We start from the raw sequence: 15,153 nt of genomic DNA on the forward strand, positions 1-15,153 counted from the left end.
TTACAAGTGATCGGCGAGGAGATTGCCGATGCGGGCCACGTGCCGGGCATCCGTCATCAGATTTCCGTGCGTCGAGTCTATAGCCCGGACATCGACGGTTCCGCCGACAAAGGATTGCCACAAGTTGACATCCAGGCGGTCGGATCTGTCGGCGTCCGACTTTCGGTCGGCGGAGATGAAGAGGACGTCGCCGTCGAAGAAATCCGGCTCGAATTTGCGCATGATCCGGACATTGTTCACGTATACATCCTTGAGCGCCAGCATGTCCTGCGCCTCCAGGTGCGCAAGGGCCTGGTTTCCGGTCTGCAGGAACTCCCGGAAACGCAGCAGGACCGCTTCCTGGTCTGCTATGAGATCGGCCATCTCGAACTCGAACCCCATGGCCTGCATGTTGTGCGCGACGACCTCGTGCTCCACCGGGTCGGAGGTGTCGGCGTCGGCGTTCGGCGGATAGGCGTCGAGCACGGCGAGCAGGCCCACCTCCTCGCCGTCGGCGCGCAGCCGGGTGGCCAGGGCGTGCGCGGACAGACCGCCGAAGGACCAGCCCGCGAGCCGGTAGGGGCCGTGCGGCTGTACCGCGCGGATCTGGGCGAGGTAGTCCTCGACCATCTCGTCCATGGTGGCGGGCAGTCGGCCCTCCCCGTCAAGGCCGCGCGCCTGGACGCCGTAGACGGGCACGTCCGGGCCGATGTGCCGGACCAGGCCCGAGTAGCACCAGCTGAAGCCGCCACCGGGGTGCAGGCAGAACAGCGGGGCGGCCGAGCCGCGCGCCCGCAGGGGCAGCAGCACCCCGGTCGAGGCACGGCCCTCGGTGACCGTGCCGCCGGCCAGGACGGCGGCGATGGCGGCCGGGGTCGGCGCCTCGAAGACGGTACGCACGGGCAGTTCGACGCCCAGGTCCTCGCGGATGCGTCCGACGAGCCGGGCGGCGAGGAAGGAGTGTCCGCCGAGCTCGAAGAAGTCGTCCTCGGCCCTGGCCCGGTCCACGCCGAGCACCTCGGCGAACAGGGCGCACAGCGTGTGCTCCTCGGGCGTCACGGGCTCCCTGCCGCCGCCCGCCGCGTAGGCCGGCGCCGGGAGCGCGGCCCGGTCCAGCTTGCCGTTGGGCGTCAAGGGCAGCGCGTCGAGGGTGACGAACGCGGCGGGCACCATGTGGTCGGGCAGCCGCCCCGCCACGCGGGTCCGCAGCTCGCCGTCGGCGGGCTGTCCCGCGGGCACCACATAGCCGACGAGCCGCCGGTCCCCCGGCCGGTCCTCGCGCACGACCACGGCGGCCTGCGCCACGTCCGGCTCCGCGGTGAGCGCGGCCTCGATCTCGCCGGGTTCGATGCGGAAGCCGCGGATCTTCACCTGGGTGTCGGCCCGGCCCAGGTAGACCAGTTGCCCCTCGCCGGTGAAGCGGGCCAGGTCACCGGTGCGGTACATGCGGGCGCCGGCGGGGCCGTACGGGTCGGCGACGAACCGTTCCGCGGTCAGCCCGGGACGGCCGTGGTAGCCGCGGGCCAGGGCGGCGCCCGCGATGTACAGCTCTCCCGCGACGCCGGGCGGCACCGGGGCCAGCCAGGGGTCCAGGACACGCACGGCGGTGTTGGCGACGGGGATGCCGATGGGCGGCGCCCCCTCGTCCCACTCCTCGGTCCTGACGGGAAGCTGATGTGCCGTCACCACGTGGGTCTCAGCGGGCCCGTAGTGGTTGTGCAGCCGTCGCCCCTCCCCCGCGGCGCAGAAGACGCGGATGGCTCCGTGCGGGGTGAGCGCCTCGCCGGCCTGCACCAGGTCGGTGAGGTCGGGCAGGGTCAGGCCCTGGGCGTTCGCGGCCTCGCAGACCGCGTCGACGACGAGGTTGGGCGCGTACAGCTCCTGGACGCGGGCGTCCTGGAGCCAGCGCGCGAGCCGGGCCGGATCGCGCCGCACGTCCTCGGAGCAGACCACCAGAGTCTTGCCGGAGAGCAGCGCGGAGAGGATCTCCTGCACGGAGACGTCGAAGCTCACGGCGGTGAACTGCGCGACGCGGGTGCCCGGGCCGCCGGGGAGCGCCTCGTCGTGCCAGTCGAGCAGGTTGCCCAGGGCGCCCGCGGGCATCGCGACGCCCTTGGGGCGGCCGGTCGATCCCGAGGTGTAGATGACGTACGCCGGGTGGTCGGGGTGGTACGGCACGCTCAGGCGTCCAGCGCCGGATTCGGCCGCCTCCCGTTCCGCGGAGGGCTCGTCGACCACGAAGGTGCGGTCCTCCTGCCCGGCGGGCAGCACCTCGCGCACCGCGCGCGTGGTGAGGACGACGGAGGGGCAGGCGTCCTCCAGCATGTAGGCGATGCGGTCGGCCGGATACTCCGGGTCGAGGGGGAGATAGCCCGCTCCCGCCTTGCCTATCGCGATCAGGGCGGTGACCAGGTCGGCGGAGCGGGGCATGGCGACCGCGACCAGGCTCTCGGGGCCCGCGCCGCGGTCGGCGAGCAGCCGGGCCAGGCGGTCGGCGCGCGCGTCGAGTTCGGCGTAGGTCAGAGAGCCGTCCGGGGCCTCGACCGCCACCGCATCCGGGGTGTTCGCGGCGGCCTCCTCGAACCGGCCCGCCAACGAGCGCCGGGGGAAGGCGCGTTCGGTGGTGTTCCACTCGTGGAGGACCAACCGCCGTTCCGTGTCGGTGAGTACGGACATCTCACCGATCCGGCGCTTGGGATCGCCGGTCGCCTCGTCCAGGAACCGCAGCAGCCGCGCCACGAGCGCCTCGGCGGTGGACCGGTCGAACAGGTCGGTGCTGAACTCCAGGCCCGCGCCGAGCCCGGCGGGGGCGCCGTCGTCCGCGCGGCGCTCCGCGAAGGAGAACAGCAGGTCGAACTTGGCCGACGCGGTGTCGGACTCCACCGGCGCCACCGTCAGGCCGGGCAGCTCGGGGCCCGACTGCGCGGACCTGTCGGTGTTGTTGAAGGTCAGCATGGTCTGGAAGAGCGGGTGCCGCACCAGCGAGCGGGCCGGGTTCAGCTCCTCCACCAGGCGCTCGAACGGCAGGTCCTGGTGGGCGTAGGCGGCCAGGTCCGACTCCCGTACCCGGGCGACCAGTTCGCGGAAGGTGGGGTTGCCCGACGTGTCGGTGCGCAGCACGAGCGTGTTGACGAAGAAGCCGACGAGGTCGTCCAAGGCGTCGTCGGTGCGGCCCGCGACGGGCGTGCCGAGCGGGATGTCGCTGCCCGCGCCGAGCCTGCTCAGGAGGGCCGCGACCGCCGCTTGCAGGACCATGAAGGGGCTGGACTGGGTGGCGCGGGACAGGTCGGTGATCTTCTGGTGCAGCGGCCCGGGGACCTCGTACAGGACGCGGTCGCCGCGGTTCTCTGTGACGGGGGGCCGCGGCCGGTCGGCGGGCAGTGCCAGCTCGTCCGGGAGTCCGGCCAGCGCCTCCTTCCAGTAGGCCAGCTGGCGGGAGATGGGGCTGGTCTCGTCGTCCTCCGCTCCGAGGACGTGGCGCTGCCAGAGGCTGTAGTCGGCGTACTGCACGGGCAGCGGGGCCACGGCGGGCGCCTCGCCCTCGCGCCGGGCCGCGTAGGCGCCGGTGAGGTCGCGCGCCAGGAGCGGCACCGACCAGCCGTCGCCCGCGATGTGGTGGATCACCAGGAGCAGTACGTGTTCCCGCTCCCCCGTGCCGAACAGCCAGGCGCGCAACGGCACTTCGGTGCCGAGGTCGAAGGCGTGGCGTGCGGCCTTCGCGAGGTGCCCGGGCAGCTCCGCGGGGCTCACGCCGGGCACGGAGGTCAGTTCGGGCCGGGCCCGGTCGCCGTCGAGGACGATCTGGTAGGGGCCGTCTGCGTCCTCGGCGAACACGGTGCGCAGGACCTCGTGCCGCCGTGCCACGTCCGCGAGCGCGGCGCGCAGCGCCGTCTCGTCGAGGTCGCCGGTGAGGCGCAGCGCGAAGGGGATGTTGTACGTCGCGCTGGGGCCCTCGAAGCGGTTCAGGAACCAGAGCCTGCGCTGGGCGAAGGAGGCGGGCACCCGCTCGGGCCGCGGGTCGGCGGGCTCCAGGGCCACGCGGGCGCCGCCGGCCTCCGTGAGCGCCCGTCCGAGCGCGGCGACCGTGGGCGCCTCGAAGAGCCCGCGGATGGCCAGTTCGGCGCCGAGGACCGAGCGGACGCGGCTGACCAGGCGGGTGGCGAGCAGCGAGTGGCCGCCCAGTTCGAAGAAGTCGTCGTCGATGCCCACGGACGGCACTCCGAGCAGCTCCGCGAACAGGCCGCACAGGATCTCCTCCTGCGGGGTGCGCGGGGCGCGCCCGGTGGTGCCCGCGCCGAAGTCGGGGTCGGGCAGCGCCGCCCTGTCCACCTTGGCGTTGCCGGTGAGCGGCAGCGCGTCGAGGACGAGGTAGGCGGACGGGACCATGTAGTCGGGCAGTTCGGCGGCGGCGTGGGCGCGCAGTTGTGCCGGGGCCGGGGAGGCGCCCTGCGCCGGGACGACGTAGGCGACGACGCGCTTGTCGCCGGGCCTTGCCTCGCGGACGGTGACGACGGTCTGGCCCACGGCCGGGTGGGCGCCCAGCACGGACTCGATCTCGCCGAGTTCGATGCGGAAGCCACGGATCTTCACCTGTGCGTCGGCACGCCCGATGTAGTCCAGGGTGCCCTCGGTGTTCCACCGCACCACGTCGCCGGTGCGGTACATGCGGGTGCCCGCGGGGCCGTGCGGGTCGGCCACGAAACGCTCGGCGGTCAGGCCCGCACGTCGCCAGTAGCCGCGGGCGAGCCCGGCGCCGGCGATGTACAGCTCGCCGGTCGCACCGGCGGGCACCGGACGCAGGGAACCGTCCAGGACTCGCAGCGCGGTGTTGTCCAGGGCCGTGCCGATGGGCATGGCGGCCGGCACGTCGGAGCCCGCGGGCAGCGCGTGCCGCACGGCGAACGTCGTCGTCTCGGTGGGCCCGTAGCCGTCGACGACCGTGAGGTCGGGACAGGCCGCCATGGCCCGGCGCACGGAGGCGGCGGGGACGACGTCGCCGCCGGTCCACACCTCCCGTACGCCGCGGAGGTGTTCGGGCGCCTCGTCGGCGATGAGCTGGAAGAGTCCCGAGGTGAGCCACAGGGCGCTCACTTCGTGCTCGACGAGGAGCTTGCCGAGCGTGTCGGCGTCCAGGTCGCCGGCCGGGGCGACGACGGCGGTGCCGCCGGACAGGAGCGGCACCCACATCTCGTAGGTGGAGGCGTCGAACGCGTGCGGCGAGTGGACGAGGGTCCGGGCGTGCGCGCCGCCGGCGAACGAGCGGTCGTGGGCGAGTTCGACGACGTCCCGGTGGGTGACGGCGACGCCCTTGGGAGTGCCGGTGGATCCCGAGGTGTGCATGACGTAGGCGAGCTGGTCAGCGGCGATGGACACGTCGGGCGCGCTCACGGGCGTCACGTGGTCGCCGTCGCCGTCGCCGGTCAGCAGCACGGTGGCGCCCGTCCCCGCGGCCCGTCCGTGGTTCGCCGCGTCGGCGAGGACGAGGGTCACGCCCGCACGGGCGAGGGTCTGCCGCAGCCGCTCGTCGGGGTCCGTGTGGCGCATCGGGACATAGGCGCCGCCCGCCTTGAGGATGCCGAGGACGGCGACGACCAGCTCCGCGGAGCGTTCCATGAGCAGGGCGACCGGCGTCTCGGGGCGTACTCCGGCCTCGATGAGGCGGTGGGCCAGCCGGTCGGACAGGGCGTCGAGGTCGGCGTAGTCGAGGGATGTCCCGCCGCAGCGGACGGCCTCGGCGTGCGGGGTGCCGGCGGCCCGGGCGCGGAACGCCTCGGGCAGGGTCGTCACCGGCACGTCCGTGGTGGCGCCGCGGCCCAGTTCCAGTGCGGCGCGCCGCTCCTGCGGGCAGAGCGCGTCGAGCCGCCCCAGGGGCAGTTCGGGGGCACGGGCCACGGACTCCAGGACGCGGACGAGGCGGTCCATGACGGCCCGGGCGAGATCGGGCGCGATCAGGTCGGGCTGGTGGTCGATGCGCAGGCGCAGACCGCCGCGTCCGACGGCGACGAACGCCAGGGGGTAGTGGGTGGCGTCGCGGTTGCGGGCGGCGGTGACGGTCAGGCCGCGGAAACCGCCGGGCTCGTCGTCCTCGGCGCCGATGTCGGTCGGGTAGTTCTCGAACACCATGGTGGTGTCGAAGAGTTCACCGGCTCCGGCCAGCCGCTGCACCTCCGCGAGGCCCAGCTGCTGGTGTGCCTGCAGCCGGGTCTGCTCGTCCTGTACCCGGCGCACCATGGCCAGGAGCGGCTCGTCGGGGCGCAGCCGCACCCGCACGGGCAGCGTGTTGATGAACAGACCCACCATGGTCTCGATCCCGGCGAGCTCCGGGGGCCGTCCGGAGACGGTCGTGCCGAACACCACGTCGTCGCGTCCGGTGAGGCCGCCGACGACGACCGCCCAGGCGCCCTGTACCAGGGAGTTGAGGGTCAGGGCACGGTCCCGCACGAGCGCCGACAGCTTCTCGTACGTCGCCTGGTCGACCTCGGCCTCCAGGCGGCCGGGGACCTGCGGGGTGCGTTCGCCGTGCCGCTGCGCGACGAGCGTGGGCCCGTCGAGCCCGGCCAGGGTCTCGCGCCAGGCCGTCAGGGCGGCTTGGCGGTCCTGCTGGGCCAGCCACTGGAGGTAGTCGCGGAAGGGCCTGACCTTCGGCAGTCCGCTGTCGTCGCCCTTGGTCGCGTACAGCTTGAGCAGTTCGCGCACCAGCATCGGCTTGGACCAGCCGTCGAGCAGGATGTGGTGGTTGGTCAGGACGAACCGGAAGCGGTGGGTTCCGAGCCGCATCAGGGTGAACCGCATCAGCGGCGGCTTGGCCAGGTCGAACCTGCGCAGCCGGTCCTCTTCGAGAGCCCGGTCCGCGGCGGCCGCGCGCTCCTCCTCGGGATGGCCGGTGAGGTCGAGCTCCTCCCAGGGCAGGGCCACCTGGTGCGGGATCATCTGCACGGGCCGCTTCAGTCCCGCGTAGCGGAAGGCGGCGCGCAGGTTGGCGTGCCGGGCGAGCAGCGTGCGGCACGCGGCGCGCAGGGCGGCCGTGTCGAGGTCTCCTTCCAGGTCGATGGCCTGCTGCACCAGGTAGACGTCCGTGGCCGTCTCGTCGTACACGCTGTGGAAGAGCAGACCTTCCTGCAGCGGTGCCAGCGGCAGAATGTCCTGAAGTCCGGACTGTGTCGCCATTACGACGTCCTCCACTCGTCTTCGAGCAATTCGATTTCGTTCTGGTCAAGGAGACTCAGCGACACGTCGGAGACGGTCAGGCCGCCGGCGTCGGGGCGTTCGGCGTGCGCCACGAGGGCTTCGAGGGCCTGGAACCACAGGTCGGCGAGTTCGCGCACGCCGCCCTCGTCGAGGATTCCCTCGGCCCAGGTCCAGGTCGCGGTCAGCTCGGGGCCGCTCGGCCCGTCGTTCGTACGGGCGTTGAGTTCGAGGGCGTGGGCGAGTGGGACCCGCGGGTCCGTGCCGCCGAGCCCGGCCGCGGTGGCGAGCACCGTCCAGTCGGGGATGTCGGCGCTGCCCGCGTCCTCGGTGCCCGCGGTGGCGAAACGGCCCAGGTAGTTGAAGGCGACCTGGGGTGCGGGGAGCCCGGCGAAGCCGGCCGCGGTGGCGGGGTTGAGGTAGCGGGCCAGGCCGTAGCCCATGCCCTTGTCGGGCACCGACCGCAGCTGTTCCTTGACCTCCTTGACCGCTTCACCGGCCGTGGGGCCGCCCGCGAAGGCGTCGGCGAGGTCGCTGACGCCCGCGTCCAGACGTACGGGGTAGAGGTTGGTGAACCAGCCCACCGTCCGCGACAGGTCCGCGCCCTCCACGACCTGTTCCTCACGGCCGTGACCCTCCAGGTCCAGCAGCAGACCACTGCCGTTCCCGGCCCGCCAACGTGTCCAGGCGAGTGTGAACGCCGCGAGGAGCACGTCGTTCACCTCGGCGTTGAACACCGAGGGAACCCGCGTCAGGACCGCCTCCGTCACCGACACCGGCAGCGCCATGGCGACGTGCGCCGCGGTGGCGTACGTGTCCCGGGCCGGGTCGAGCGGCCGGTTGCCCAGGGTGGGTTCGGCGCCGCGCAGGACGCTCTGCCACCACGACGCCTCCGTGGACCGGGCCGGCCGGGCCGCCTCCTCGGTCAGGCGCTGGGACCAGCGGCGCAGCGAGGTGCCCACCGGCTGCAGCTCGGGCGTGCGGTCCGCGGCGAGGGCCGCATAGGCCTCCGCGAGGTCCGGGACGAGGATCCGCCAGGACACCCCGTCCACCACCAGGTGGTGGACGATGACGAGCAGTACGCCCGGCACCTGGGCCCCCCGGTCGAACCACACGACCTGGGCCAGGCTGCCCGTGGCCAAGTCGAGCCGCTCACGGGCGGCCTCGGTCTCCCTGCGGACAAGCTCCTGACGCGCGGCTTCGTCGAGACCTGCGGCCGACACCCGGCGCACGCGGGACGCGGCGTCCACCGTGCCCGGTTCGCGGATCTCCAGGCGCCACTCGGGCGCCGGCGTCAGCCGCGCCCGCAGCGCGTCGTGGTGGTCGAGCAGGGCCCCCACCGCCGAGACGAGGTGATCGTGCCGCAGGGACGCGGGCACCTGCACGAGGCGGGACTGGTTGAACTGGTCGGCGGGGCCGCCCCGTTCGAGGAACCACCGCTTGATCGGGGTGAGCGGCACCTCGCCGATGCCCGCACCCGCCTCCTCGGCCGGAGCGCCGGTCGCCTCCTGGACGACGTCGGCGAGCGCGGCCACCGTGCGGTGCTCGAAGACGTCCCGCACGGACAGTTCGAGTCCGGCCCTGCGGGCCCGGCTGACCAGCTGGATCGACATGATGCTGTCGCCGCCCAGGTCGAAGAACCCGTCGTCGATGCCGACGTCGGCGAGGCCGAGGACATCGGCGAAGAGTCCGCACAGGGCCTTCTCGCGTTCGGAGCGCGGCCCGCGCCGGCTCGCGTCCTCGGAGCCGTACTCCGGCGCCGGAAGGGCGCGTCGGTCCAGCTTGCCGTTGAGGGTGAGCGGCAGTTCGTCCAGGACGACGACGGCCGACGGGACCATGTAGTCGGGCAGCGCGGCCGCGACATGGCCGCGCAGCTCGTCCGGGTCGGGGGCGCCCGCCGCCGCGACGACGTATCCCACGAGCCGCTTGTCTCCGGGGCGGTCCTCGCGCAGGATCACCGCGGCCTGCGTCACGTCGGCGCGGCCCGCGAGCACCGCCTCGACCTCGCCGAGCTCGATGCGGAAGCCGCGCAGCTTGACCTGGTCGTCGACCCGGCCCGCGAACTCCAGGCGGCCGTCGGCGTGCCAGGACACCACGTCACCGGTGCGGTACATCCGCTCGCCGCCGCCCGCGAACGGGTCGGCCACGAAGCGCTGCGCCGTCAGGTCGCCGCGGCCCAGATAGCCGCGGGCCACGCCTGCGCCCGCGATGTACAGCTCGCCGTTGACGCCCGGCGCGACGGGCCGCAGCCGGTCGTCCAGGACGTACAGGCGGGTGTTCCACAGCGGGCGGCCGATCGGGACGACGGCCTCGGGCACCTCTTCGGGGGCGCGCAGCTGGTTGACCGCGGAGAACACGGTGGTCTCGGTGGGCCCGTACTCGTTGGCGACGACCGTGCCGGGGCAGGCCTCCAGGACGCGGCGCACCGCGACCGGCGACACGACGTCGCCGCCCGCCCAGATCTCCCGGACACCGCGGAAGCACGCGGGGTGCTCCTCGGCGAGGACCCGGAAGAGCCCGGCGCTGACGAAGAGACCCGACACCTCCTGCCCGGCGATGGCCGCGGCCAGGTCGGCCGCGTCCAGGCGCCCAGCCGGGGCGACCACGATGCGGCCGCCGGTCAGGAGCGGCGTCCAGATCTCGAAGGTGGAGGCGTCGAAGGCGTACGGGGAGTGCATGAGTACGCGCTCGTGGTTGCCGCGCCGCCAGTACTGGTCGCCCGCCAGGTGGACGACGTTGTGGTGGGTGTTGGCGACGCCCTTGGGGGTGCCCGTGGAGCCCGAGGTGTACATCACGTAGACGAGCTGTTCCGCGTCCGTGGCGATGCCAGGGTCGTCCTCCGGCCGGCCGATGATGTCGTGCCCGGGGCCGACGCGCAGCACCGGCGCCTGGACGGCGAAGCCCACGTCGCCGGGCGCGCGGTCGGTGAGCAGGGCCACGGCCTCGGTGTCCCGCAGGATGAACTCGGAGCGGGACGCGGGCTGCTGGGGGTCGATCGGCACGTAGACGCCGCCCGCCTTGAGCACGGCGAGCGTCGAGACGACCAGTTCGGCGGACCGCTCCTGGAAGACCGCGACACGGCTCTCCTTGCCGACGCCCATGCCGACGAGGTGGTGCGCGAGCCGGTTGGCGCGCTTGTTCAACTCGCCGTACGTCAGGGTCAGCTCTCCGGCGACGACGGCCACCGCGTCCGGCTCGGCGGCCGCCCGCTCCTCGAAGAGGGCGTGCACGGAGGTGTGCGACGGGTGGTCGACCGCCGTGTCGTTCCACTCGACGAGCATGCGGTGCCGCTCGTCGGCGTCGAGGATCTCGGCGTCGCCGATGGGCCGCCGCGGGTCGTCGGCGAGCGCTTCCAGCATCCGCACGAAGCGGTCGGCGATGCTCTGCGCGGTCTCCCGGTCGAGGAGTTCGGTGCTGAAGTCGAGCGCGCAGCCGAGCCCCGCGGGCCGCCCGGGGGCCGCCGCGTGCTCCGCGATCTCGAAGGAGAGGTCGAACTTCGCGGACGGGGCGCCCAGCGGACGTCCGGTGACGGCGAGCCCGGTCCGCCCGCCCAGGTCCGTGCGGTCACCCGCGAGGCGCCCGGCGTTGTCGAAGCTGAGCATGGTCTGGAAGAGGGGGTGCCTGGCCAGGGAACGCTCCGGGTTGACCACCTCCACGAGCCGCTCGAAGGGCAGGTCCTGGTGCGCGTACGCCGCCAGGTCGTGGGCCCGCACCCGCTCGAGGAGCTGGGCGAACGTGGGGTCTCCCGAGGTGTCGGTGCGCAGCACCAGCGTGTTCACGAAGAACCCGACCAGGTCGTCGAGCGCGTCATCGGTCCGTCCCGCGATCGGCGTGCCGATCGGGATGTCCGTCCCCGCGCCGAGCCGCGTGAGCAGAGCGGTGAGGCCGGTCTGGAGCACCATGAAGAGGCTCGCCCGGTGGTCGCGGGCGACCGCCGTCAGCCGCTCGTACGTCTGCGGGGAGAGCTCGAAGACGACACGGTCACCCTCGTACGAGGAGACCGCGGGCCTCGGCCGGTCGAAGGGCAGTTCCAGCTCCTCCGGAAGGCCGCCCAAGGTGTCGCGCCAGAAGGCGAGTTGACGCGACGCCTCGCTGTCCGGGTCGCTCTCGGAGCCGAGGACGTCCCGTTGCCAGATGCTGTAGTCCGCGTACTGGACCGCCAGCGGGGTCCAGGCAGGGGCTTGGCCCTCGCAGCGGGCCGCGTACGCCGCCGTCAGGTCACGCACCAGGGCGCCGCGCGACCAGGCGTCGCTCGCGATGTGGTGCGTCAGCAGGAGCAGCGCGTGCCGGTCGGCGCCGAGCTCGAACACCGAGGCCCGCAGCGGGGCTTCGGACTCCAGGTCGAAGACGTAGCCGGCGGCTCGGCGCAGCAGGCGGTCCACCGACGCGTCGTCCGTGCGCTCGACCACCAGCGGCACCCGGACGTGCTCGGCGTCCAGGACCACCTGGTACGCCTCGCCGTCCGAGCCCTCCGCGAAGACGGTGCGCAGGCTCTCGTGCCGGATCGCCACGTCAGTGAGCGCGGCGCGCAGTGCCTCCGTGTCGAGCGGGCCCGTGAGGTCGAGCGAGACGGGCACGTTGTAGGCGTCGCTCGGGCCCTCCAGGTGCTGCAGGAACCAGAGCCGCTGCTGGGCGTGCGAGAGCGGCACACGGGCGGGCCGCACGACGGGCACCACCCGGCCGCGCGCACCGGCCGCCTCGTCGAGGGCGTCGGCGAGGCGGGCGACGGTGGGCGCCTCGAAGAGGCGGCGCACCGGCAGTTCGGCGTCCAGCGTGGTGCGGACGCGGCTGACCAGGCGGGTGGCGAGCAGGGAGTGGCCGCCGAGCTGGAAGAAGTCGTCGTCGATGCTGACGGCTTCCATGCCGAGGACCTCGGCGAAGAGGCCGCAGAGGATCTCCTCGCGCGGCGAGCGCGGGGCCCGGCCCTCGCTCTCCGGCCCGTAGTCGGGAGCGGGCAGCGCACGGCGGTCCAGCTTCCCGTTCGGAGTGAGCGGGAAGGTGTCGAGGATGACGAAGGCCGACGGGACCATGTAGTCCGGGAGTTGGGCTCCTGCGTGGTCCCGCAGGGCCTGGGTGCCCACCGGTGAACCGGCCCGGTCCTCGCGGATGTAGGCGACGAGGCGTTTGTCGCCGGGGCGGTCCTCGCGGACCAGGACGGCGGCCTGGGCGACCTGCGGGTGCCCGGCCAGGACCGTCTCGATCTCACCGAGCTCGATACGGAAGCCACGCAGCTTGACCTGGTCATCGACCCGGGACAGATACTCCAGCTCACCGTCCACGGTCCACCGCACCAGGTCACCGGTGCGGTACATACGGGAGCCGGCCGGACCGTACGGGTCCGCGATGAAACGCTCGGCCGTCAGAGCGAACCGCCCGTGATAGCCACGCACCACACCATCACCGGCGATGTACAGCTCACCCGGCACCCCGGCCGGAACCGGACGCAGACCACTGTCGAGCACGTACACCTGCGTGTTCGCGATCGGCCGGCCGATCAGCGGCGAACGGTCCCACACCTCCCAGGCCGTCGACCAGATCGTGGTCTCCGTCGGCCCGTAGAGGTTGGTCACCGACTCCGCGGACTCCACGAGCGCCCGGGCGAGGTCACCGGGAAGGGCTTCGCCCCCGACGAGCACCCGCACACCCGAGAGCACCGAGGCATCCTCGGCGAGCAGCGCACGCCACAGGCTCGGCGTCGCCTGCATCACCGACACACCCTCGGCCACCACCAGACGGGCAAGCGCGGCCGGATCACGGACGGTCTCACGATCGGCGACCACCACAGCCGCACCACTCAACAACGGCACGAACAACTCAAGACCCGCGATGTCGAACCCGACCGTGGTCACCGCACCCAGACGATCACCAGCAGCCAGAGCGAACCGATCCCGCATCGCCACAAGGAAGTTCACCAGCGGCGCCTGCGGAACCACCACACCCTTCGGCCGCCCCGTCGACCCCGACGTGTAGATCACGTACGCGGAGTTGCGGAGGTCGGCGGGCACGGGTGCGAGGCCGGGGGCCGACGGGTCCGCCAGAGCGGACCGCACGGCCGGGTCGTCGAGCAGGAGCCTGGGGATGTCGCTGTCCGGCAGGCTTTCGGCCGACTCGGCGGCGGTCAGGATCAGCGGCGGTGCGGCGTCGTCGAGCATGTAGGCGAGACGGTCGGCCGGGTACTCCGTGTCCAGCGGCAGATACGCCGCCCCCGTCCGCCACACCGCGAGCAACGCCACGACCAGATCCGCGTCACGCGGCAGAGCGACCGCCACGAACCTCTCCGGCCCGGCACCACGCGCAGCCAGCAGGCTGGCAAGCCGGTCCACACGCGCACTCAACTCACCGTATGAGTACGCCACTTCACCAGCGACCACCGCCACCGCATCACGATCGGCAGCCACCCGCTCCTCGAACAGCTCCAGAACCGAACGCGCGGGAATGTCGCACCCGGTGTCGTTCCAGCCGGCGAGCAGCGTGCGTGTCTCGGTGTCGTCGAGAAGGTCGATCGTGCCGAGCGGGGCGTCGGGGGCGGTGACCATGCCGCGGATCACGCGCAGGAAGCGCGCGCCGAGGGTCTCGACCGTGGAGCGGTCGAACAGGTCGGTGCTGTACTCCAGGACACCGCCGAGCCCGTGTTCCCCCGCCACCTCGGCGAACGCGAAGGACAGGTCGAACTTGGCGACCGCCGTGTCCGCCACGGCCCGCGTCACGGAGAGACCGGGCAACTGCGCGACGGCGTCCTCGACGGTGGCCGTGTCCGTGTTGTTGAAGGCCAGGAGCACCTGGAAGAGGGGATGACGGGAGAGGGAGCGCTCGGGGTTGACGGCCTCCACGAGCCGCTCGAAGGGCAGGTCCTGATGCGCGTACGCACCGAGGTTCGTCTCACGGACCCGGGCGATCAGGTCGCGGGCCGTGGGGCTTCCCGAGGTGTCCGTGCGCAGGATCAGGGTGTTGATGAACACGCCGACGAGGTGCTCGACGGCACTGTCCGTGCGGCCGGCGACGGGCGTCCCGATCGGGATGTCCTCACCGGCGCCGATCCGGGTGAGCAGGCCCGCGAGCGCGGCCTGCAACACCATGAACGGGCTCGAACCGGTCTCCCTGGCGAGAGCCACGACGTCCGCGTACAGCTCCGCCGGGATCTCGAAGGGGATGCGGTCGCCGCGATACGAGGCGACTGCGGGCCTTGGCCGGTCGAACGGCAGCTCCAGCTGGTCCGGCAGGCCTGCCAGGGAGTCTGTCCAGTAGGTGAGTTGGCGCGCGATCTCGCTCTCGGGGTCGGTCTCGGAGCCGAGGACTTCGCGCTGCCAGACGCTGTAGTCCGCGTACTGCACGGCCAGCGGGGCCCAGGCCGGTGCGCGGCCCTCGACGCGGGCGGCGTAGGCGGTGGCCAGGTCACGGGCCAACGGGGCACGTGACCACGCGTCGCTCACGATGTGGTGCAGGAGGAGAAGAAGCACGTGCTCCTGGTCGTCCACCGTGAACAGCGTTGCCCGCAGCGGGAGTTCGGTGGACAGGTCGAATCCGGTCCGCGCGGCTTCCCGCACCAGCTCGTCGATGTCGTCGGGCCGGGCCGTCACTACGGCGAGACCGGGGCGCGCCTGCTCGGCGTCGACCGGGAGAACGATCTGCCGCGAGCCCGCGGTGTCCTCGGCGAAGAGGGTGCGCAGGCTCTCGTGCCGTCCGACGACGTCCGTCAGCGCCTGGTGCAGCGCGGCACGGTCGAGCGGTCCGGTCAGACGGAGCGCCACCGGAATGTTGTACGTGGCGTTGGCACCGTCGAACTGGTTGAGGAACCAGAGGCGTTGCTGGGCGTAGGAGAGGGGGATGCGGTCGGGGCGGGGCCCGGCGGTGATCCCGCGGCGGGCTCCGGCCAGGCCGCCGTCCAGTGCCTTGGAGATGCCGGCGACGGTGGGGGTCTCGAAGAGCTGCCGGATGGGCAGCTCGGCGCCGAGCACCGTGCGGATACGGCTGACCAGACGGGTGGCGAGC

The 15,153-nt window shown here is 72.8% G+C and carries 2 protein-coding genes (1 of these 2 only partly in view); both read right to left on the minus strand.

Annotated elements, in window-relative coordinates; genetic code table 11:
• The gene (locus ABXJ52_RS13585; RefSeq protein ID WP_367042213.1) at positions 1-7,146 is read right to left on the minus strand and encodes an amino acid adenylation domain-containing protein; all 7,146 of its coding nucleotides are present in this window, start codon (positions 7,144-7,146) and stop codon (positions 1-3) included.
• A protein-coding gene (locus ABXJ52_RS13590; RefSeq protein WP_367042215.1) for a non-ribosomal peptide synthase/polyketide synthase crosses the window boundary here: on the minus strand, positions 7,146-15,153 show its 3' portion. 12,491 nt of this gene lie beyond the right edge of the window; the window shows 8,008 of its 20,499 coding nt (coding positions 12,492-20,499); its start codon lies beyond the right edge, outside the window — the gene reads right to left on this strand; its stop codon occupies positions 7,146-7,148. The genes ABXJ52_RS13585 and ABXJ52_RS13590 overlap by 1 nt, the downstream gene beginning before the upstream one ends.

Source organism: Streptomyces sp. Je 1-332 (genome assembly GCF_040730185.1).
In the GTDB taxonomy this organism is placed as follows: Bacteria; Actinomycetota; Actinomycetes; order Streptomycetales; family Streptomycetaceae; genus Streptomyces.

What these genes read in the sequence shown, in the direction of transcription:
- ABXJ52_RS13585 (WP_367042213.1), bottom strand. Translation starts at nt 7,146, where the DNA reads ATGGCGACACAGTCCGGACTTCAGGACATTCTGCCGCTGGCACCGCTG.